Origin of the sequence: Microbulbifer echini, assembly GCF_041447225.1 — a bacterium.
In the GTDB taxonomy this organism is placed as follows: Bacteria; Pseudomonadota; Gammaproteobacteria; order Pseudomonadales; family Cellvibrionaceae; genus Microbulbifer; species Microbulbifer echini.
In genome coordinates, this window is record NZ_JBGMEL010000011.1 from 64,099 (window position 1) to 85,388 (window position 21,290).

General features: G+C 54.1%; 21 protein-coding genes. 5 read left to right on the forward strand and 16 right to left on the reverse strand.

Going from position 1 to position 21,290, the window contains the following annotated elements; all coding sequences use genetic code 11:
* Positions 1–142 precede the first annotated feature (142 nt).
* On the forward strand, positions 143–2,143 hold the full coding sequence (tkt, locus tag ACCI51_RS12175) for a transketolase (RefSeq protein ID WP_371843782.1): 2,001 nt from the start codon (positions 143–145) through the stop codon (positions 2,141–2,143).
* Positions 2,144–2,237: 94 nt separating this feature from the next.
* The gene (gap, locus tag ACCI51_RS12180) at positions 2,238–3,266 is read left to right on the forward strand and encodes a type I glyceraldehyde-3-phosphate dehydrogenase (protein WP_371843784.1); all 1,029 of its coding nucleotides are present in this window, start codon (positions 2,238–2,240) and stop codon (positions 3,264–3,266) included.
* A 107-nt stretch (positions 3,267–3,373) separates the two neighbouring features.
* Here gap and ACCI51_RS12185 read toward each other — a convergent pair whose 3' ends face one another.
* Together ACCI51_RS12185 and ACCI51_RS12190 are read right to left on the reverse strand one after the other, a co-directional pair.
* Positions 3,374–5,371, reverse strand: a complete 1,998-nt coding sequence (locus ACCI51_RS12185) for a hypothetical protein (RefSeq protein WP_371843786.1) — start codon at positions 5,369–5,371, stop codon at positions 3,374–3,376.
* A 276-nt stretch (positions 5,372–5,647) separates the two neighbouring features.
* Complete coding sequence (locus tag ACCI51_RS12190; protein WP_371843788.1) at positions 5,648–6,724, reverse strand: aminopeptidase; 1,077 nt, start codon at positions 6,722–6,724, stop codon at positions 5,648–5,650.
* Positions 6,725–6,864: 140 nt separating this feature from the next.
* Here ACCI51_RS12190 and ACCI51_RS12195 point away from each other — a divergent pair, with 140 nt between their 5' ends.
* Together ACCI51_RS12195 and ACCI51_RS12200 are read left to right on the forward strand one after the other, a co-directional pair.
* Positions 6,865–7,098, forward strand: coding sequence for a hypothetical protein (locus ACCI51_RS12195; protein ID WP_299585276.1), 234 nt, complete (start codon positions 6,865–6,867; stop codon positions 7,096–7,098).
* Positions 7,099–7,375: 277 nt separating this feature from the next.
* Positions 7,376–7,576 (forward strand): DUF3149 domain-containing protein, encoded by a 201-nt coding sequence (locus ACCI51_RS12200; RefSeq protein WP_299585274.1) that lies wholly within the window; start codon positions 7,376–7,378, stop codon positions 7,574–7,576.
* Positions 7,577–8,027: 451 nt separating this feature from the next.
* Here ACCI51_RS12200 and tatC read toward each other — a convergent pair whose 3' ends face one another.
* The 8 genes from tatC to ubiE all read right to left on the reverse strand — a co-directional run bounded on the left by tatC (position 8,028) and on the right by ubiE (position 13,602).
* Complete coding sequence (gene tatC / locus ACCI51_RS12205) at positions 8,028–8,783, reverse strand: twin-arginine translocase subunit TatC (protein ID WP_299585272.1); 756 nt, start codon at positions 8,781–8,783, stop codon at positions 8,028–8,030.
* A complete protein-coding gene (gene tatB / locus ACCI51_RS12210; protein WP_371843790.1) occupies positions 8,780–9,334 on the reverse strand; it encodes a Sec-independent protein translocase protein TatB in 555 nt (184 codons plus the stop codon). Before tatB ends, tatC begins: the two co-directional genes overlap by 4 nt.
* A gap of 29 nt (positions 9,335–9,363) precedes the next feature.
* A complete protein-coding gene (tatA, locus tag ACCI51_RS12215) occupies positions 9,364–9,627 on the reverse strand; it encodes a Sec-independent protein translocase subunit TatA (RefSeq protein ID WP_299585268.1) in 264 nt (87 codons plus the stop codon).
* Positions 9,628–9,742: 115 nt separating this feature from the next.
* On the reverse strand, positions 9,743–10,081 hold the full coding sequence (locus ACCI51_RS12220) for a phosphoribosyl-ATP diphosphatase (RefSeq protein ID WP_371843792.1): 339 nt from the start codon (positions 10,079–10,081) through the stop codon (positions 9,743–9,745).
* Between the two features lie 8 nt (positions 10,082–10,089).
* The gene (hisI, locus tag ACCI51_RS12225) at positions 10,090–10,503 is read right to left on the reverse strand and encodes a phosphoribosyl-AMP cyclohydrolase (RefSeq protein WP_299585263.1); all 414 of its coding nucleotides are present in this window, start codon (positions 10,501–10,503) and stop codon (positions 10,090–10,092) included.
* 53 nt (positions 10,504–10,556) lie between these two features.
* Positions 10,557–12,167 carry a ubiquinone biosynthesis regulatory protein kinase UbiB gene (gene ubiB, locus ACCI51_RS12230; protein ID WP_371843793.1) on the reverse strand — a complete coding sequence of 537 codons (1,611 nt, stop codon included), beginning with the start codon at positions 12,165–12,167 and terminating at the stop codon, positions 10,557–10,559.
* Between the two features lie 2 nt (positions 12,168–12,169).
* A complete protein-coding gene (locus tag ACCI51_RS12235) occupies positions 12,170–12,799 on the reverse strand; it encodes a ubiquinone biosynthesis accessory factor UbiJ (RefSeq protein ID WP_371843795.1) in 630 nt (209 codons plus the stop codon).
* A gap of 53 nt (positions 12,800–12,852) precedes the next feature.
* A complete protein-coding gene (ubiE, locus tag ACCI51_RS12240) occupies positions 12,853–13,602 on the reverse strand; it encodes a bifunctional demethylmenaquinone methyltransferase/2-methoxy-6-polyprenyl-1,4-benzoquinol methylase UbiE (RefSeq protein ID WP_299585257.1) in 750 nt (249 codons plus the stop codon).
* Positions 13,603–13,739: 137 nt separating this feature from the next.
* Here ubiE and ACCI51_RS12245 point away from each other — a divergent pair, with 137 nt between their 5' ends.
* On the forward strand, positions 13,740–14,567 hold the full coding sequence (locus ACCI51_RS12245) for a CHAD domain-containing protein (protein WP_371843796.1): 828 nt from the start codon (positions 13,740–13,742) through the stop codon (positions 14,565–14,567).
* Between the two features lie 94 nt (positions 14,568–14,661).
* Here ACCI51_RS12245 and ACCI51_RS12250 read toward each other — a convergent pair whose 3' ends face one another.
* The 6 genes from ACCI51_RS12250 to ACCI51_RS12275 form a co-directional block, all read right to left on the reverse strand.
* Complete coding sequence (locus ACCI51_RS12250; RefSeq protein WP_371843797.1) at positions 14,662–16,296, reverse strand: alkaline phosphatase; 1,635 nt, start codon at positions 16,294–16,296, stop codon at positions 14,662–14,664.
* A gap of 15 nt (positions 16,297–16,311) precedes the next feature.
* Positions 16,312–17,853 (reverse strand): alkaline phosphatase, encoded by a 1,542-nt coding sequence (locus ACCI51_RS12255; RefSeq protein ID WP_371843799.1) that lies wholly within the window; start codon positions 17,851–17,853, stop codon positions 16,312–16,314.
* Between the two features lie 241 nt (positions 17,854–18,094).
* The gene (locus ACCI51_RS12260; RefSeq protein WP_371843800.1) at positions 18,095–18,469 is read right to left on the reverse strand and encodes a gamma-butyrobetaine hydroxylase-like domain-containing protein; all 375 of its coding nucleotides are present in this window, start codon (positions 18,467–18,469) and stop codon (positions 18,095–18,097) included.
* Positions 18,470–19,786, reverse strand: coding sequence for an ATP-dependent protease ATPase subunit HslU (gene hslU, locus ACCI51_RS12265; protein WP_299585248.1), 1,317 nt, complete (start codon positions 19,784–19,786; stop codon positions 18,470–18,472). It abuts the gene before it with no gap.
* Between the two features lie 77 nt (positions 19,787–19,863).
* The gene (hslV, locus tag ACCI51_RS12270) at positions 19,864–20,403 is read right to left on the reverse strand and encodes an ATP-dependent protease subunit HslV (RefSeq protein WP_299585246.1); all 540 of its coding nucleotides are present in this window, start codon (positions 20,401–20,403) and stop codon (positions 19,864–19,866) included.
* A gap of 296 nt (positions 20,404–20,699) precedes the next feature.
* Positions 20,700–21,263: an SPOR domain-containing protein gene (locus tag ACCI51_RS12275; protein WP_371843802.1), complete on the reverse strand. Its 564-nt coding sequence runs from the start codon at positions 21,261–21,263 to the stop codon at positions 20,700–20,702.
* Positions 21,264–21,290 lie beyond the last annotated feature (27 nt).

Sequence of the window (21,290 nt, forward strand, 5' to 3'; positions counted from 1 at the left end):
AATGCTTCACTTACCTGCAATTTCCCCCGCAAGCCTTTGCGCAGGGCCGGCCTTTACGGGAAAATACGCCCCCATTTTGTCGCTGCGGGAAACCGCCTGCAGAGCAGCACCGCGGCCACCCGAAAACCAGAGAGCTCTTCCTATGTCTTCTACCCCCTCTCGCACAGACAAGGCCAACGCCATCCGCGCCCTGTCTATGGACGCAGTCCAGAAAGCCAACAGCGGGCACCCCGGTGCGCCTATGGGTATGGCGGATATCGCCGAAGTCCTGTGGAATGACTACCTGAAGCACAACCCGGCCAACCCCCATTGGGCCGACCGCGACCGCTTCGTGCTTTCCAATGGCCACGGCTCCATGCTGCTGTACTCACTGCTGCACCTGTCCGGCTACGACCTGCCGATCGAAGAGCTGAAAAATTTTCGCCAGATGCACTCCAAAACCCCGGGCCACCCGGAATACGGCTATGCGCCCGGTGTAGAGACCACCACAGGCCCCCTCGGCCAGGGCATCACCAATGCCGTGGGCATGGCACTGGCAGAAAAAGTTCTGGCCGCCCAATTTAACCGCCCCGGCTATGAACTGGTCGACCACCACACCTACACCTTTTTAGGTGACGGCTGCCTGATGGAGGGCATCTCCCACGAGGCCTGCTCCCTGGCCGGGACCCTGGGCCTGGGTAAGTTGATCGCGTTCTACGACGACAATGGCATCTCCATTGATGGTGAGGTGGAAGGCTGGTTTACCGACGACACGCCCAAGCGCTTCGAATCCTACGGTTGGCACGTGATCCCCAATGTAGATGGTCACGATGCCAGCGCGATTAAGGCCGCGGTCGAAGAAGCCCGCGCCAACAGCGATAAGCCCACCATTATCTGTTGTAAAACGGTGATCGGCTTCGGCTCCCCCAACAAGCAGGGGCGCGAAGAGTGCCACGGCGCCCCGCTCGGCGACGATGAAATCACTCTGGTCCGCGAAACCATCGGCTGGACCCACCCGCCCTTCGAAATTCCCGAAGATATCTATGCCGGTTGGGATGCCAAAGCCAAGGGCGAGGCCCAGGAAGACGAGTGGAAAGATATTTTCGCCGACTACCGCGAAGAATTTCCCGAGCTGGCCGCCGAATTCGAACGCCGCATGAACGGTGAACTGCCTGCAGACTTCCTCGCCCGAGCCGACGACTACATCCAACAGTGCCAGGAAGATGCGCAGAAAATTGCCTCGCGCAAAGCGAGCCAAAACGCACTCAATGCCTTTGGCCCAATGCTGCCCGAATTTCTCGGCGGCTCTGCCGACCTGGCCGGCTCCAACCTCACCATCTGGTCTGGCTCCAAGGGCGTGAGTGCCGAAGACGCCTCCGGCAACTACGTCTACTACGGTGTACGCGAGTTCGGCATGAGCGCCATGATGAACGGCATCGCCCTGCACGGCGGTTTTGTGCCCTACGGCGCTACGTTCCTGATGTTTATGGAATACGCCCGCAACGCCGTGCGCATGGCGGCACTGATGAAACAGCGCGTGATCTTCGTCTACACCCACGACTCCATCGGCCTCGGTGAAGACGGCCCCACCCACCAGCCCGTTGAACAACTCAGCGCCCTGCGCGCTACCCCCAACCTACACACCTGGCGCCCCTGCGATGCCACTGAGTCCGCCGTAAGCTGGAAGATGGCCATCGCGCGCAAAGAGGGCCCCAGCACTCTGGTATTCAGCCGTCAGGGCCTGGCGCCGCAAGAACGCGATAACGCACAGCTCGCTCAAGTGGAGAAGGGTGGCTATGTGTTGTCCGATTGCGAGGGCACCCCGGAAGCGATCATTATCGCCACCGGCTCCGAGGTGGAACTGGCTATGGCCGCGAAAGCACAACTGACCGGGAAGAAAGTACGCGTAGTTTCCATGCCCTGTGCCGAAGCCTTTATGGAGCAGGACACCTCCTACCGAGAGTCTGTACTGCCCTCCGACGTTCGCGCACGTGTGGCCGTGGAAGCCAGCCATCAGGATTACTGGTACAAGTTCGTCGGCTTCGACGGCGCCATTATCGGCATGAGTACTTTCGGCGAATCTGCCCCCGGCGGTGAACTGATGCAACACTTCGGCTTCACCGTGGAAAATGTGGTAGAAACCGTCGAAAAAGTGCTGAACTAACCCCTGCAACAGGCTCCAGCCAGGCGCCCCCTGTCGCTTAATAGCGCAGGGGGTGTCACAGTGTCACCCTCAAATCCTATCCGGCATTACCGCTATGACGACCCGACTCGCCATCAATGGCTACGGCCGCATCGGCCGCTCCGTTCTACGCGCCCTGTACGAATCCGGTGCCCGCGACGCTCTACAGATTGTCGCCATCAACGAGCTGGCCGACTGTGCCACCATCGGCCACCTGACCAAATACGATTCGGTTCACGGGCGTTTTGGCGGTGATGTATCGGTGGAAAGTGACACTCTTACCGTTAATGGCGACCGTATCGCGGTCACGCATTATCAACGACTGGAGGATCTGGATTGGAGGCGGGAAAAAGTCGATATCGTGCTCGAATGCACCGGTAGCTTTAAAGAGCGCCGGCGAGCGGAGTTACACCTGACCGCCGGAGCCAAAAAAGTTTTATTTTCCCAACCCGCCAGTCGCGATGTAGATGCCACGATTGTTTATGGCGTGAACGATCACACCTTAACCGGCAGTGAGACCATTATTTCAGCCGCCTCCTGTACCACCAATTGCAGCGTACCGGTGATCGCGGCACTGGATCAGGCATTTGGCATCGAAGCCGGTGTGCTGACCACGATCCACTCCGCTATGAACGACCAACCGGTGAGCGACGCCTACCACCACACCGATTTAAGAAAAACCCGTTCCGCCGTTACTTCAATAATTCCCGTCGACACCGCCCTCGCCCGCGGCATCGAACGCATACTTCCGCACCTTTTTGGGAAGTTCGAAGCTCAAGCTATGCGCGTCCCCACCGTCAACGTCTCCGCCATAGATCTGTCTGTGCAATTAAATAAAAACGTGAGCCAAAGTGAAGTCAATACTTTACTAAAATCCATAGCCGCGACAGAGTTTAAAGGCGTACTCGGCTTCACCGAAGAACCACTCGCCTCCTGCGATTTTAATCACGACCCGCGCTCGGGCATTATTGATGCCAGCCAGACACGAGTTGCCGGTGGAAAATTAGTGAAGATATTGATTTGGTTTGATAATGAGTGGGGATTTGCGAACCGGATGCTGGATGTGGCTAAAAAATATAAGCATATATTTTCCTCCATAACCTAAAGGTTACTTTGAGCATTCCACTTTTCGGTTCTATGTACCTATTTGCAGGGGGGGCATCGACGACCTTGATCAAGCCATCGATGTCCATTTTTAGCGTATCGTCTTGATTACTTTACACTAGAAAATTTTTCCCTATTTGTATTCATAATATATCCTGATAATAGAAGGTGACCGCCAGGATCATCTATCCCACTTAACGTCTCTCTTTGATAATCTGAGAAAGAGTCCAAGTACTGCTTAAACCAATAACGATTATCCTTATCAACTTGGTAAAGCTCCCACTCTCTCGCACGATAGAGGACACACTCTGCCCCATCCTCAGTATCCCAAATTTCAGGTAAGCAATCAGTGCGATTTTTAGTTTTATATTCCCGAATAAGTAAATTACCATTATCGCTAAGCTTCCATCGCCAGGTATTCTTAGTGATCTCACTATCTTCTAAGACACCATTACCATTGGAGTCTCTGGAATTATCAAGATCCATAGTTCCATCTGCTTTAAAATCCTGAAGGTATCTAGATAACGGCGAATGAAAATCTGATCCACCAGAATACTGACCAATTACGTCGTTGTCGGTCCAGCCCATCACCTGTTTTAAAAGGATAGGATCAAAGAGGGCTTTATCCTCGTCATTTTCCGATTTCGTTAGAACGGATGAAAAGATCACCTCATCCTTTTCAGAAAGATTTAGCAATGAGTATATAAATTGAGAGCCATCAGATAAATTAATTATTAATCGATTTTTATCATCGACAATCCATTCCCCAGATGAAAGATTCTCAGCTCTTTCCCCGCTACCAGTGATAGTTGGCTCTTTTATTATGGCACTACCACCATTCTCAAAATCACCAGACAACTTCAAACTTAAGGCTGTAAAATAAAGAACTGCATCAGAGTTATCCGAATCAACAACTTCCCCGTTTCTAACTGATGTAGGAAAGCTATAGTCACGCCCAATTAACAACACATCTTTAGGGTTTAATAATCCTGCAGAGCGAACAGCAGTATCTGCAATATATCTTACTTTTGTACTTTCAGGGATATCATCATGATATGGATAACTCAAGGTATCAGAAACCTCTATAACCATAATGCCCTGAGTTTTTCCATCTAGCATCCAAAATAGCCGGCTAGGCTTTCTTTTAAGGTCGGTATAAATTGACTCCCCATCAATTATAGTTTCCTCCATTCCGAAAATTGAATCTTTAAAATCAAGCCTAATACCATCTGTTTCTTGAAACCAATTCAAATCGATACTACCGCCACTGTAAGAGTACACACCAGTTCCGTCTTCACTCAAGGTGAGCTGTGACTCTAGGGAATCAAAATAATATGTATCTGCTACTGACGTTATTTGATTGGGGAAAAGGCTAACTAGATTAGTATCATTAACAATACCCGCTTTGATATCATTAAACAGCTCCGAAAACTGCATATCCATCATACTTACATACTTAGCTGATAGTTCGAAACTTTTCGCATATCCATAAGTAGTTTGTATATCGGAAGGCAAAGATATTCCTTTTTCAGAATATTCCAACATAAATTTAATTGACGCTGCAGTTGAAAAAGCTCTTTCAGCGTCAATTTTCTTTAAGGCCTTTTGTAGAGAAGATTCCGAGTTAACCTCACTATTACTTCCCTCTTCCAAAAGGGCTGAAATTGATGTAGAGATACTACTTATATTTACCGCATAGTGCTCAGATTGCTCAAGGACACCATCTTCCCCAGCATATTCGACCAGTGATGTAATGGATCCCATTAAAGAAACAAATTCAACCCTGCCATTATCAGGTGAGTAAGCCACGGCCTTTACTATGTTTTCCGCTTCCCCCTCAAGCACCTCTATAGCAATTGAATAGTTACCCTTACTATCAGATTCAGTGGAAACTTGAGTATCACCGATAACGAAGTCTATTTGTGCATTAGACACAGGTCCATCTACTACCTTTCCTTCAATTGTAAGGCGGACAGTATTTTCGGCTGCTCCTTCTCTGTCTTCGCTGTCTCCATTGCCTCCATTGCCTCCATTGCCTCCGCTACATGCGGTCAACACACAGAGAGCACAAACACCTATTAATCTAAAAAGTCCATATCGGCGCATTTTAATTACACCTCTCCTTAACAAAAATATACGCAGAAAATTCTCCGCAACTATAATTTCTTTAAATAAGAAGTGCCATATATTTTAGGGATTGAACCCTAAACACAAATAAAAAGTCATAAAAGTCATAAAAGTGGTGCTGCTAACACTATGGAGTGTGTCTCGGATTAAACCATCCAAACTTAACGGGCATCTAGCTTCAAATTTTTATTCATTCTTTTCAAGAAACATTTAATTTAGAGTTTTTATCAAAACCTGGAATCTATACCTTCTAAATTAAATTTCCATACATCTCTCTGCATCAAAAGAAGAGCCAAAATTTCTGGGTGAGAGTTCTCTTCGATATCTATCCCCAAGCACACGCAAACTTTCCTGTCTATAAACCTTATCTAAATCCCCCAGCCTTTGCGCCGCATCATAAAAAACCTCCCAACTACCGCTATCCAAATAAAGCTGCTTAAAGGCTGGAACCTGGGATTCATACTCTGCAGCCAAAGCCAGCGTGGCGTTGTTGGTTTTTTCTATATAGTTCTGATAGCGTGCGGGATTGGGCCAGTTCGCGGAGAGTTTTCTATAGCATTGACGCAGCCGGGATAAAACCTGAGCTTTTTGCTCTCGTTTTACATCGTCTGCTTCTGAAGATTGGTAGATAGGCTTCAGTTGCCTGCGCGTAGCCGCCATCAGTTGGCGTACAGACAGGGTTTCGGCACGCGCACGGTCTGCGGAGCTCACCAGCCCCTGGCTACGGAGCCAACCGGGCAGGGCAATTTCAGAGACGGCGGTGGCAAAGCTCTCATTAAATTGGGTATCCCCGGAAATATATACTCGTCGGTGCGCCAACTCATGAAATAAAAGACCGGCCAGACGCTCCTGGGGCCAGTTTACAAAACTAGAAAGTATCGGATCGTCGAACCAGCCGAGCGTACTGTAAGCGGGGACTGCGCCCAGATAAATATCGTAGCCCTGTGCGTGCAGGCTGTTAGCCTTGGCCTCTGCGGCAGACTTGCGAAAGTAGCCACGATAGCTGGCACAGCCGGCTATTGGATAGCACCAGCGCTTTGGCGCTAGGGAGAATTCTGGAGCGGCGAGCACATTCCAGATTGGATAGGTGTCATCAAGTTGTACATAGGCGCTGTAGGCATTCCCTACCGGCAATTTTAAAACTTCGGCGGCATACGCTCTGATCTCTAGTATAAGTTGTAACTGCTGTTGTAGTTGTTCACTGGTACCTGGCTTGTTGATAACCTCTTCTATGGGTTCTCGTGCGGATAAAATACGCCACTGACCGGCAGCAGCCTGGGCGTAGTAGCCCACAGTTTCACAGCCGACCAGAAATGCAGAGGCAACCAGCATCCAAATACACCAGCTTCCCTGGCGCCTAAACAACCTTGTGATCAGCATACTGATATACACTCTCTTTCCGGTTTTCATTTTTATAAGTGTCCAGCCAGGGATGCATTCTCATCCCACAAAAAGCCTCTAAGGGTTATAGCATGATGCCGGTTAGCGCGATCCTGACGGTATTTGCCCTGGTGTTTATCGCCATCGCCTGGCTGCGTCTGTTGTGTGTGTGCTTTGCCGATAGCACCCTGGCTGGATTTCTGGCCTTATTTTTTCCGCCTCTGGCACTGCTGCTTGTTTTGCCACAATGGCAACGGGAAAAAGAACTTTATCAATTATTGGGTGCCGCCATGGTCTGTATAATCCTAAGCTTTGCCCTGCAATAGCCCTTCTTTATTGTTAAGCTCACACCGCCTCAGCTTAATTATTTGTTTCACCAGCGACAGCAGACCAAAAGGTCATAAGATAAGGAAGCCTTTCACGGCGCTAGAGCGGGAATATATCCCTACTTTGCCGTAGGCCGTATCCATCTCTCACAAGTTACCGCCTGAACGCCTTTCGCCCCTCTTTTTAGTAACTCGACCTCAGTTGATTTAGGTCAAGAGCCTTACCCGGTGACGGCCTAAACTGCATAGCTGAAGCACTGGCGTACTGGAGAGAAAGATGGACGCTTTGATTGATTTATTTACCAGCTTTTCCGGCCTGCTCAGCCTCGCCGTAATCGCGTTTATATTCCTGATGGCAGTCTACTTTTATCGCCTGATTCGCAACAATGTGGAGAGGGAAGTTGCAGAACAGGAGCAGAGAGAGCGGGCGGCAGCTTCCAGGGTGAGCAAGCCCACCGGAGCCACGTTACCACGCTAATATCTAGGGTCTCGGGGTTAGCATAATTGCCACAACTTGTTTGCAGCGCCGGCATTCATTCGAGCCTTAGGCGCTCTCTTGATTCTCGGCCATTACTCAGCCGACCGTTTGGTTTTTGTTGCGATGGGGGCTTGCCAGAAATGGCGCAAAAACCAATATCGATTGGCTTTTCCTGCATGGAACGCAGACTGTCGATGTCCAAATAGTCCCATTTTGAGAGCATGGGATGAGTTTTGGGCAGAGCAGATAAAACAACAGGGTGATTGCCCCGGCAGTGGAAACTGCCGGGGCATTTTAATATAGCGGTAATGCTCTTTGACTCTGCCGATTCTCTCCAAGCTCTACTAACCAGCTCAGTTCCATACGGATGGAATTCGCTCGTCTGAACAATCAAACAGGGCAAACCATCAATGAGTGCTAACTTACATCGATGTAGCCTATGGCCTACCAGTTAAGACTTCTCAGCTTCTTCTTTTGCCTTGCGCGAAGTAATCCAACGCCCAAATAAAATACCTACCTCAAACAATAGCCACATAGGGAAAGCCAGCAAGGACTGGGATATAACATCCGGTGGTGTGAGCAACATGCCGATCAGAAAGCAACCCACAATAACGTAGGGACGTTTACTGCCCAGAGTCTTAGCGTCCACCGCGCCACTCCAGATCAACAGCACTGTGGCGATAGGGATTTCGAAGGCAAAGCCGAAGGCAAAAAACAGCTTCAACACTAAATCCAGATAACTGCGCATATCCGGCATTACTTTGATATCCGCGTGAGCCGAACCAACGAAGAAATCAAATAAAATGGGAAATACTACAAAATACGCAAAAGCAACACCTGCGTAAAAAAGCAAGACACTGGTCACTAGGATTGGAATTGCGATGCGCTTTTCATTCTTATACAAGCCGGGAGCAATAAAAGCCCAGGCCTGATAAAGCACAAACGGAATTGCCATAAAAAACGATACAATAAAGGTAGTTTTAAATGGCGTAAGGAAAGTGGAAGTCACCTCTGTGGCAATCATTCCAGCATCGCCCACCAAGCGTTCCTGCAGGGGATTGGCAATAAAGTTATAAATATCCGAGGCAAAGGGCACGAGACAGGCGAACAAGACCACCACGACCAACAGGGTGCGTAGCAGGCGATCCCGCAATTCGATCAAATGATCGATAAATGGCTGGTGTCTGTCTTGCGTTTGATCGCTCATGGTTGTTTGTCTTTTTCCTGTTGCGATTCTTTTTCTTCAACCGGGGGGACGTTCTCCGGATGATCCGGATTTAACTCGGGGTCGCCGAATTCGTGCCAGTGCTCCGGGTATTCTGGGTCCTGCAGCTCTTCCACCGTTTCGTCCTGCTCGGGTAAATAATCCTCTTTTTCCGCACGTGGGTGGGCTGGCTCTTGCTGCACCTTGGCTGCAGTTTTTTCCTCAGGCACAGATGTTTCACTGGGAGTGGATTTGTCTTCCTCGGGAGCCTGCAGAGACTCGTTAATCTCGCGATTGGCCTCGCTGAAAGTCTTCTCCATTTCCTGGCGGCTTTCCTCAATCTCGCGCAGGATGCGCTCATTGTGCAGTTCGCGGCGGATATCATCGGCGCCCACCTCCCGCTCAAGCTCCTCGCGGGCACCTTGCAAAGTGCGCTTTAAACCGGACCACCAGCGCGCCGTGGTACGAATGGCATCGGGTAGGCGCTCTGGGCCAACCACAAGTAACGCCACCACAGCGACCAGCAGCAGTTCAAAAAAGCCTATATCAAACACAGGGCATTTCTCGCGTTAACAGTACCGAATTACTTGTCCTGAGACTGCTTGTCTTTTTCCTTGGAGACGCTGCCCTGCTCTGGCTTTTCGTCCTCGTCGTGTTGCAGGCGTTCGGGATCTTTTTCTTCGTCCTTATCCTTGTTCTTATCCTCATCCTTCACCGCTTTACGGAAGCCTTTAATTGCACCGCCCAGATCACCACCGAGGTTTTTCAAGCGCTTGGTTCCGAACAGCAGCAGGACAATGACCAAAATAATCAACAGCTGCCAGATGCTAATTCCACCGAATCCCATAATTGTCTCCATGTCATTTAATACGGCAGCCGTTGACAGTACACAGCCAACGGTTGCCATGGGTCAAACCGCAATTTACCAGGGGATTGTTACGCCATTACCCCTGGGAGAACTGTCATCCCTCTTTGCAGCGGGATGCTTTTTCCTCCAGCCCAGAGAGGCCAAAACGCCGCCCCAGTTCATGCACCACATCCTGGGAGTCCGCCCCCAGATGCGAGAGCATCACCATCGAGTGAAACCACAGATCCGCAGTCTCGGCAATCATATCCCGGTTGTCGCCACTGATCTGTGCATCCTTTGCGGCGAGAATAGTTTCGGTCGCTTCTTCGCCAACCTTCTCTAGGATCTTATTCAGGCCTTTCCTGTGCAGGCTGGCAACATAGGATTGATCGGTGTCCTCCCCACACTTGCGACTTTCCAATACGGCGTCGAGTTGCTGTAGCAGATCGCTCATGGTGGGACTCACTTATAAATCGCTTTGGGGTCTTGCAGGACCGGCTGAGAAACCTGCCAATCGCCGTCCTGCAAAAGGTTGTAAAAACAGCTGCTGCGGCCGGTATGGCAGGCGATGCCTCCTTCCTGCTCCACCAGCAGCAGTACCGTATCGCCATCGCAATCGAGGCGTATCTCGCGCACCTTCTGTAAAAAGCCAGAGGACTCCCCTTTGCGCCACAGGCCTTTGCGTGAACGCGACCAATAGACGGCGTAGCCCTCGCTGGCCGTCAGTGCCAGGGACTCACGATTCATCCAAGCCATCATCAGCACCCGCCCACTTTTAAAGTCCTGAGCAATGGCGGGTACCAAGTCGTCGCTGTTCCAACGGACCTGATCGAGAAAGCCGCTGGTCGGTTTCGCTTGAGTCAATGTCTCTTCCATCAGAATTCCAAGTGTAGGCCGACACACCGCCGGCAAATACTCCCGCCGCAGCTCTAGGGCCAGAGCAACAGCAGCAAAGCGGCGATCCCCAGCAGCCACCCCGAAGGCGGCAACTGTTCAAGCCATTGTGGGCGGCTTATCGCCAGTGCACCGGCACCGAGCAATACCCCACCAACGCGGCGCAGATATTGCCAGCGCCCACGGCGCTGGCCACTCGCCAGTTTCTCACCAATACTTTCCAATTGCGGCGCCAGTTCCCGCGACTGCTCCAGGGCGGAATACACCAGTTGCGGCATCTGCGGAAACTTTTCCAGCCACTCCGGCCCGTAGCGCTTGATCTCGCCCAGCAGAGTTTTCGGGTGAATGCGTTCACGCATCCATCGCTCCAAAAATGGATGAGCAGTCTTCCACAGATCCAACTCAGGATAAAGCTGACGACCCAGCCCCTCAATATTCAGTAAGGTCTTCTGCAACAACACCAGTTGGGGCTGCACCGCCATATCGAAGCGGCGCGCGGTCTGAAACAGGCTGATCAGCACCCGCGCAAAGGAGATCTCGCCGAGTGGCTTTTCAAAGATGGGCTCACACACAGCGCGGATTGCCGCCTCAAAGGCGTTGACCGGGGTATCGGCCCGGACCCAGCCGCTCTGCACATGCAGCTCCGCCACCATGCGGTAGTCGCGGCGGAACATGGCCAGCAGGTTACGCGCCAGGTAGTACTGATCCTCGCGTGACAGGCTGCCGACGATCGCTGTATCGATGGCGACATACTGCGGGCGCTGCGGATGCTCGCGGGAGACAAAGATATTGCCCGGATGCATATCCGCATGGAAAAAGTTGTATTCGAAAACCTGCTTAAAGAAAATTTCCACACCGCGCTCGGCCAACAACGGCATATTAGTGTCCTGCGCGCGCAGCTGAGTCATGTCGGTAACCGGAATGCCGTCGATGCGCTCCAACACCAAGACATTCTCGCGGGTGTAGTCCCAGTAGACCTGAGGGATATACAGCAGTGGCGACTGACTGAAATTGCGCCGTAGCTGAGTGCCATTGGCGGCCTCACGGGTCAGATCCAGTTCGCCCTCAATGGTGTGGCGGTAGTCCTCCACCACCTCCACCGGGCGCAGGCGCCGGCCCTCCGGCACAAAGCGCTCGATAGCTCCGGCGATCACTCGCAAAAGGCGCAAATCCTCTTGGATGACTTCGCCGATGCCTGGGCGCAGCACTTTCACGACTACCGATTCACCGCTCTTGAGCACCGCCGCGTGCACCTGTGCCACCGAGGCCGCCGCCAGGGGCTCGCGCTCAAAGCTGGCAAAGACTTCATCGACACTCGCACCCAAAGCCTCCTCGATCAACCCTCGACACTGGTCGCTGGAGAAGGGCGGTACCTTGTCCTGCAGGTAATCGAGCTGTTCGACGACATCCGGCGGTAGCAGATCCGGGCGGGTGGAAAGCAGCTGGCCAAATTTGACGAAAATCGGTCCCAACTCTTCCAGGGCGCGGCGCAGGCGTTCGCCGCGCTCCATCTTCGGTTGCGGCAGTAGTTTGAGAGGTGCGAGTAACCCGCGCAGCCACAGCGGGCGGCGCTCGGTTGGCAATAATTGATCGAGGCGGTAACGCAGGCAAACCCGCGCGATGGTAACACTGCGAAATAACGGCAAAACTACTCGGCCTCCCCACGGGAAAACTGTGCCTGCAAGAGGCGCACACGCGCCTCGAGGCGTTCGGTCGCCAGGGACAGCTCGGAAAGGTCGTCGGCAAAGGCTTCAAATTGTGCCTGGGGTGGGGTCAGCTGCCACTCTTCACTGATCGTTTCCGCCGCCGCCACCGGTGCGCGACTGAGACTCGCGCTCAACCAACTGCCCGCACTGCGCAGTACATTGCCAATGGAGTGAGCCGGGATATCACCGAACAGTTGTGCCAACGGCGCCTCCCAGTCGATATCCAGGTCACTCATAATCCACTGCAATTCCGCCAGCAGGGCACTGGAACCACTGATCGATACCCCCAGCGCCGCCGGTGTGGCATCCGAGTCTTTCAACAGGCGCACTAAAGAAATGGCGGAACAACGGATAGAAGTAGTGACATCCCCCGCCCAGTGCTGACGCACACGTACCTGATCGCCCTCAATACACAGGCAGCATTGCAACGTTGGTGCGCTCAGATCGAGCGCCATGACTGTGCCATCCAGTGCCTGCAGACGCGTACGGGTTGCCGGGTCGTACTGCAGGGCAGTATTGATGGCGGTTTCCAGCGCGGCGTCAAAACCCGCGCGATAAGTGGGGTCGCTCATGGCGCTTTTCGGCCTCGTGCCAACGCTTGGGGGGAGATCATGTCAGATATCACTCAGGGCTTAATGCCCCGATGCAGCGCCACAATACCGCCGGTCATGTTGTGGAATTCACAATCGACAAAACCGGCATCCGCCATCATCTGCTTGAGAGTTTCCTGATCCGGGTGCATGCGGATGCTCTCCGCCAGGTAGCGGTAGCTTTCCGCATCGTCGGCCACCAATTTGCCCATGAATGGCAGCAGCCGAAAAGAGTACTGATCGTAGACTTTTTCCAGCAACTTCGATTCCGGTTTGGAAAATTCCAGTACCAGCAGGCGTCCACCGGGCTTCAACACCCGCAACATGGAGCGCAAGGCCAGATCTTTGTCGGTGACATTGCGCAGGCCGAAGGCGATGGTAATGCAGTCGAAGGTATTGTCGGGGAAGGGCAGGTATTGGGCGTCCGCCTGTACCGGTACCACGTTGCCGGCGATACCTCGATCGAGCAGCCGATCGCGGCCGACGCGCAACATTGATTCGTTGATATCCGCCAGCACCACCTGGCCACTGGCGCCCACAATACGCGAGAAACGCGCGGTGAGATCGCCCGTGCCACCGGCGATATCCAAAATTTTCTGTCCCGGCCGCGCGCCGGACAATTCGATGGTAAAGCGCTTCCAGAGGCGGTGAATACCCCCGGACATCAAATCGTTCATGACGTCGTAACGCGCCGCCACTGAGTGGAACACTTCCGCCACACGACCGGCCTTTTCCTCCACCGGGACCTCTTGGTAGCCGAAGTGGGTGGTCTTGCGATCCTTCATGCTGTGCTGCCTGCTGAGCCAATTTCAGAGGGCCATTGTACATCGCCGGCGCCGGTGGAACAGCGTCCATGCTGTGCACAGCAGCAACTCGCTAAAATTGGGTATTACGGGAGCAGAGAAAGGGCTGGGAAAAAACCATGGATTACCGCCTCGAAAGCGGCACACCGGTTGAACTGGGCCTACGCCTGGTGGCCAGCGCAGAAATCCATACCGCACTCGACAATGCCCGGCAGCTGCCAGAGGCACACGCCGTGCACGAATTGCGCAAGCACTGCAAAAAGCTCCGCGCGCTGCTGCGCCTGGTGTACCGGGATAAAAACCTGCGTTATAAGCTCGAGAATAATCGTTATCGCAACATCGCGCAGCGCCTCTCGGCAAGTCGCGACCTGGTCTCTGTGCGTGCCGCACTACTCTCCCTCGCGCCCCCCGCCCACTTCGAAAAGATGCACAGGTTGCTGCAACAGATGCTCAACGCAGAGCCCGAACAAGGGAGCTTTCAGCGAGTCGAAGAGTTGTTGACACAGGCACAAGCGGATATCCACAAATGGCCCCCGCAAAATATCCACTGGGAAGATATCGCCTCTGCCTATTCAAGAGATTATCGGCGCGCGCGCAAAGCCTGGATGGCCACGCGCTATGGGGACAACGCCCACAAGCTACATCAGTTGCGAAAACGGGTGAAAAGCCATTGGTATCACAGCCGCCTTCTCGGAGGGAGGTACCCACAATCGATAGAGATTCGCTGTGAACCCCTCGGGCAACTCGCCCAAATACTGGGAGACTGGCGCGACCTCTTTCTGCTCCGCAGCCTGGCCATCACCACCAGTAAGAGCCTGGGAAAAGAATTAATCCGATTACTCGAAATGACAGACTGGCAAAAGGAACGATTGCGTCGAGAAATAGACGCTCGCTGCCGGGCACTCTTCTCCCACAAGACATTCTCCGAGAGGAAAGCAAGTGTATAAAAAAGGGGGCGGAGGCAGGGTGCCGAGAGACGAAAAGGCTTTAGGGAATCGAAAAAGGCGCGGGTCGTATTCCCGCGCCTCCAGGGCCGCCGATTTATTCGGCGCTCTGCTCCAGCAGACCGCCGGCGCGGGCCATCACATGGAACAAATAGTTCTGCTCATTGGTACCGCTCACCAGGTGCGCACCGGGTCCGCGGGCCCAGACGCCCACATCTTCACCGCCGTGAGTCTCACCCGACAGGGGAATAAGAGCCTCCTGGTGGAAGCCCGGCGCGGTCGTGTCGATACCGGTGAGGTCCTGACGCCCTGCCACAATATCGCCATCATAGCGGTCATCCGCGTCGGTATTTTCACCGTTATCCGCGAAACCGCGGCCATTGGCATAATTCAGGGTGGTGTAGGGCAGGCCCTCTTTATCCAGCTTGGGGGTCTCCTCGGGCAGGCCGCTGCCATCGTTTTTGATCACTTTGCCCAGGATTGGATTGCCGCGGGTGGTGCCACCGGCAATGGTCATCACGTGGCTGTGGTCGGCGGTGACAATAATCAGGGTATCTTCCGCATTGGTGCTATCCATAGCGACCTGAACCGCCTTGGCAAACTCCTCTGCATCGCTGAGGGCATTGAAGGCATTGTTGGCGTGGTGGCCGTGGTCGATACGACCAGACTCCACCATCAGGAAGTAGCCCTTATCGTTTTTCTGCATCATCGCCAGCCCTTTGGCGGTCATCTCACTCAGAGAGGGCTCACCGGCCACATCATTGGCGCGATCCGCCTCGTAACGCATATGGGAGGCATTAAACAGACCGAGCAGCTTGTCGGTGTTGGCCACATCCAATTGATCAAATGCCGTTTTGTCTTCCACATACACAGACGTAGTCACTCCATCGCTGTAGCGCTCCTTCCACTCCTCGATCAGGTTGCGGCCGTCTGTGCGCTTGCCATCTTTATCTTCCAAATCCTTCTGATCACTCGGCAGGAAGTTGCGGCGCCCCCCCCCCATCACCAGGTCGATTCCATCGCCGGCCTGTAGCTCGACCAGCTGAGTCGCAATGTCGCGGCAACCGTCGGGAGCCGTATATTCCCATTCGCGCTCGGGCACCTTGGCGTAGGTGGCTGCGGGCGTGGCGTGGGTAATACGCGCGGTGCTGATAATACCGGTGCTTTTACCCAACTCTTCAGCCAGCTCCAGGGAGGTGGTCAGCGGGCGGTCGAGACTGGCCGTGCAGTCACCGCGGGCGACATCTTCGGCCACACTCAGAACGCCAGCTTTGGTTTTCACCCCGGTGACCAACGCGGTCATGGTACCGGCGGAATCCGCGGTCTGCTGGTTGGTGTTATAGGTTTTCACCAGGCCCGCGTAGGGCATTTTCTCAAAGCTCAGCTGGTATTCCTCGCCGTCGAGACCCAGTTTCTGCCCGGCAAAAATACGCGCGGCGGTCACCGTGGAGATACCCATGCCGTCACCGACGAACAAAATAATGTTTTTCGCGGCTCCCGGCGTATTATTGATTTCCTCGGCACTCGCCGCTGCTACCGCTTTCTGACCCTCCTCAAACCAACTGCTTTTACTCTGCGCGTTGGAAATACCTAGGTGGTCTTCCTGTTGCTGCGGTGTTCCGGTGCTGTCCGGCAACTCAGCTGGGTTGTTGGAGTCGGAGTTGTCGTCGCTACAGGCGCTGGCCAGCACGGCAATGGAAAAGGCCAGCAGGGTCTTTTTAAACAATTTCATAATCAATGCCCCCAATTATTCTTCTGACAGCGACAGGTCGGTCGCGGCTGTCATTATGTGGAAAACCGCGCTCTGTTCCAGGTGTCCCTGTACTTTTTCGGCACCGGCGCCAATCGCGTGCAAACTGATATCCTCACCACCGTGGCTCTCGCCACCCAGAGCGACCAGAGATTCCTGGTGGAAACCGGGCTTTTCGGTGTCCACCCCTGCCAAATCATGGCGGCCGGCGGCGATATCATAGTCATCGCGCTTATCCGCATCGGTGTTTTCACCTGAATCCACATAAGCAAAGCCGCGCCCATTGGTGTAGGTGAGGGTGGTGTAGGGCTTGTTATCCTCGGCCAGGGAGACCGTCTCATTTGGCGCGCCGCTGTCATCGTTACCGATCACCTTGCCCAGGATAGGGTTACCCCTGGTCGGATAGCCCGCCATATTCATTACGTGGCTGTGGTCAGCAGTCACCAGGATCAAGGTTTCTTCCAGATTCACTTTCTGTAGCGCCGCCTTGACCGCATCGGACAGTTCGATAGCTTCGTTCAGGGCGTTGTAGGCGTTACCGGAATGGTGGGCGTGATCGACCCGGCCGGATTCCACCATCAGGAAGAAGCCGTCTTCATCCTTTTGCAGCACATCGATGGCGGTGGTGGTCATCTCGACGATGCCGGGTTCTTCGCTGTTCTTGGCGATGCGATCCGCATCGTAGCTCATATGATCGCCGGTAAAGAGCCCCATCAGTTTGTCGGTATTGGCGATATCCACCGCCGCCAACTCGAAACCGTTTTCGACATAGACCGCGCTCTGCTCACCTTCGTAGCGCAGCAGCCACTCACCGGTTAGGTTGCGCTCATCCTCTCTCAGACCACCGTCGGCTACTGGAGTGAAGAAATCGCGCCCACCACCGAGCATCACTTCCATGCCGTCACCAATACCCATTTCCACCATCTGCGTGGCGATGTCGGTACAGCCCTCATCCGCCTCCGCTTCCCACTTGCGGTTGGGGCTCTTGGCGTAAGTCGCCGCCGGGGTGGCATGAGTGAGGCGCGCGGTGGAAACGATACCGGTGGCCTTGCCACGGCTTTCCATCATTTCGAGAAAACTGTTCAGGCCCAGATCCTGGCTCGCCGCACAATCGCCTTTCAGCGCTTGGCCATCCACGTTGATCATACCGGCGCGGGTTTTCACACCCGTCATCATCGCGGTCATGGTACCGGCGGAGTCTGGTGTCTGCTGGTCGGTGTTATAGGTTTTGATCAGAGCGCTGTGGGGAAACTCTTCAAAAGAGAGGCTATTTTCCTCACCGGTTTGACCGCGGCGCTGGCCCTCGAAGATACGTGCGGCGGTCAGCGTGGCAATTCCCATACCATCGCCCACAAACAAAATGACATTTTTTGCGGTTTTGGCTTCGCGGGAGAGAGAAGCGCGCTGCTCCAGGCGGTCAGACGCCTCGGTGAACCAGTCGCTATTGGTTTGATAGTCGGGCAGGCTCGCAGCTGAAACCGCAGAAGCGAGAGGGATTAAGTAAAAGGCGCTGAGTGCGCGGGCAAGTTTTTTTGCCACGGTGGGCCTCCGGAACTCGTGAATTTGGCGAGCATTAAAGTCCGGAAATGTGACAAAAGAATTACGCGCCGATTAACTTCTCGCTTTCTTTGCCAAACCGCTTTGTACGGCGCTACAACTGTAAAAGAGCAGCTATACCCTTGTTACAGGAGTGAGAAAAAATGCCGAAATTCCATTATTTTTTTGATTTTTTACGCAAATAAAAAAATAAAAAGTGCGCTGCAGAGAGCGCACTTCAGCACTAACCGATAAATTTCACCACACTCTCATCGGGATCGCGGCCTTTGCCTGCCGCGCGTAAACGCGCCAGATAGGCCTCCCAATTAACCGCGTATTTTTCGGCCAGATCGCGCAGATATTCCCAGGTGTAAATGCCGGTGTCGTGGCCGTCATCGAAATCGATTTTCAGCGCATAGCGACCGGCAGCCTCAATTCTGTCAATACCTACATTTAGTTTCCCATCCACCAGCAGCGCAGGGCTATTGCCATGGCCACGCACTTCGGCACTGGGGGAGTAGACGCGCAGATATTCCGCCGGCAGGGTGAATTCGCCGTCGGCGTACACCAGCAACAGGTTTTTCTCTGCGCGATTTAAACGGATTTTTTGCAGTTTCATTTACAGGATAAAACGCGAAAGGTCCTCGTTTTGGCTGAGCTCGCCGAGATGGCTATCGACATAAGCAGCATCCACATTCAGCGATTTATCGCCGTCACCGGCGTCGAAGGAAATTTCCTCTAACAGACGCTCCAGTACCGTATGCAAACGGCGCGCGCCGATATTTTCGGTACGCTCATTCACCTCGAAAGCAACCTCGGCAATACGGCGGATACCATCTTCCGTAAATTGCAGTTCCAGGCCTTCGGTGGCGAGCAACGCTCTCTGCTGTTCGGTCAGAGAGGCCGATGGTTCGGTGAGGATGCGCTCAAAGTCCGCGGATGTCAGCGAGCTCAACTCCACGCGGATTGGCAGGCGCCCCTGTAGCTCGGGAATCAAATCCGACGGCTTGGACAGGTGGAAAGCACCGGAAGCAATAAACAGAATATGATCCGTTTTGATCATGCCGTGCTTAGTGTTGACGGTGCTGCCTTCGATCAGCGGCAGCAGGTCGCGCTGCACTCCCTCGCGGGACACATCGGCACCGCCGCTCTCCTGGCGTTTCGCCACCTTGTCGATTTCGTCAATAAAGACGATACCGTTTTGCTCGGCGGCGCGAATCGCGCGAGTTTTAACATCTTCGTCGTTGACCAGCTTGGCGGCTTCTTCGTCAGTAAGCTGTTTCATTGCCTGTTTGACCGGCAGCTTGCGCTTGCGGGTCTTGCCCTGGGACATATTCGAAAACATACCCTGTAGCTGGTTGGTCATTTCCTCCATACCCGGAGGGGCCATGATCTCCACGCCCATAGGGGCGGCGGCCATATCGATTTCCACTTCTTTATCGTCCAGCTCGCCCTCGCGCAACTTCTTGCGGAACAGCTGGCGAGTGCTGGAATCCTTGTCATTCGGCTCACTGGAGCGCGCCGGCGGCAACAGGGCATCGAGTATGCGCTCTTCGGCGGCATCCATAGCGCGCTGCTGTACACCGGACATCGCCTGTTCGCGCTCTTGCTTCACTGCCGTCTCAACAAGATCGCGTACGATGGACTCCACATCGCGGCCCACATAGCCGACTTCGGTAAATTTGGTCGCTTCCACCTTGATAAAGGGCGCATTCGCCAGCTTCGCCAGACGGCGCGCAATTTCGGTTTTACCCACGCCAGTGGGGCCGATCATCAGGATATTTTTCGGGGTGATTTCGGCACGCAGATCCTCGCTCACCTGCATGCGGCGCCAGCGATTGCGCAGCGCAATAGCGACAGCGCGCTTGGCATCCTGTTGGCCGACGATGTGGCGATCGAGTTCGTGGACAATTTCACGGGGGGTCATCTGGGACATACAAATTCCTGCAAAACAGTTGCGCGGGCCTGATTACAGCCCGCCGGGCCTCAAGCGCTGTTAACAGCGCCGGGCACTCAATAAGTCAATTCTTCGATGGTGTTGTTGTGGTTGGTGTATACACAGACATCACCGGCAATTTTCAGGCCCTGCTGGACGATGGAGCGCGCATCCATATCGGTGTTGTCGAGCAGTGCTCGAGCCGCCGACTGGGCGAAGGGCCCGCCGGAACCGATGGCAATCAGGTCATCTTCTGGCTGAATCACGTCGCCGTTACCAGTCACAATCAGGCTGGCGCTGGCGTCCGCCACGGCCAATAACGCCTCTAAGCGGCGCAGAGCCCGGTCTGTGCGCCAGTCTTTGGCCAGCTCCACGGCGGCGCGGGTCAGCTGGCCGCCATGAGCTTCCAACTTGGCTTCGAAGCGCTCAAACAGGGTAAAAGCATCAGCTGTACCACCGGCAAAACCGGCGATTACCTTGTCTTTGTACAGGCGGCGCACTTTGCGTGCGTTGCCTTTCATAATCGTGTTACCCAGGGACACCTGGCCGTCGCCGCCAATCACAACTTTGCCGTTGCGGCGACAGGATAAAATAGTGGTTCCGCGATACTGTTCCAATGGAGACCTCTCGGATTACGCGTGTGCTCTGGCTGCAGAAGATCTGTGGTCTTCCGCGCCGGGAATTTCATTCAGGTTAGATAAGTGAGGACGGGGCGCGCCGATTTCAATAAGAGACCGGCCAATTGCTAAACCGAGAACCCGTTATTCACCGCGGATGCGCCTCTCAGACACCCTCCCCGCGCAGTATTTCAAGCCACTTCTGCCCAGCCATGTTCAGGCTGGAATGACCGCCCGCAACCCGGAAAAAATTACCGAATAAACTGACTGTGCCGAGCGGGTGTCCGGCTCACGACTCAATTGGCCGGGCGTTTTAATACCAGAGGCATCAGGCGATGCTCCGCCAGTATCTGGCGGGCCTTGGCCATGCGCGAACGGTTGCTGAAAGGACCAACCAATACCCGGTGCCAAGTGCCGCGACTGTCGCTGGCGGACTCTACTTTGACATCCAGGTTCGCGAGGGTGAGCTGCGCGCGCAGGCGCTCCGCCTCCGCCGCCTCGCGAAAGGAGGCGGCCTGCAGAATAAAGACCTGTTTTTTGGTCTTCTCCGCGGCGCCCCGCGCAGACGATGAGGCCTCGCCCCGGCTGGCGGGCTTGGCCACTTTCGGCGGTGGCACCGTGACTTCGTTTTCTTTCAACATGGTGTAGAAATCAAAGCGCGGCTCGGAGGATTTTTGCGCCTCAGAACTGGCCGTCTGCCCCCTTTCAGCACCAGCGGCTTTGTTGCCACCGCCGGCCGCACCGTATTGCAGAAGCAAAAAAACGGTGAAACCGCCGATGGCGTTGCCCAGGAGAAACCAAACCCAGGCGGGCTTGCCCGAGGAACTCTTAGTGCGGCGTTTGGTATTGCGACGGCTCATTGCGGATTTCTTCCCTGGGTTGTCTGC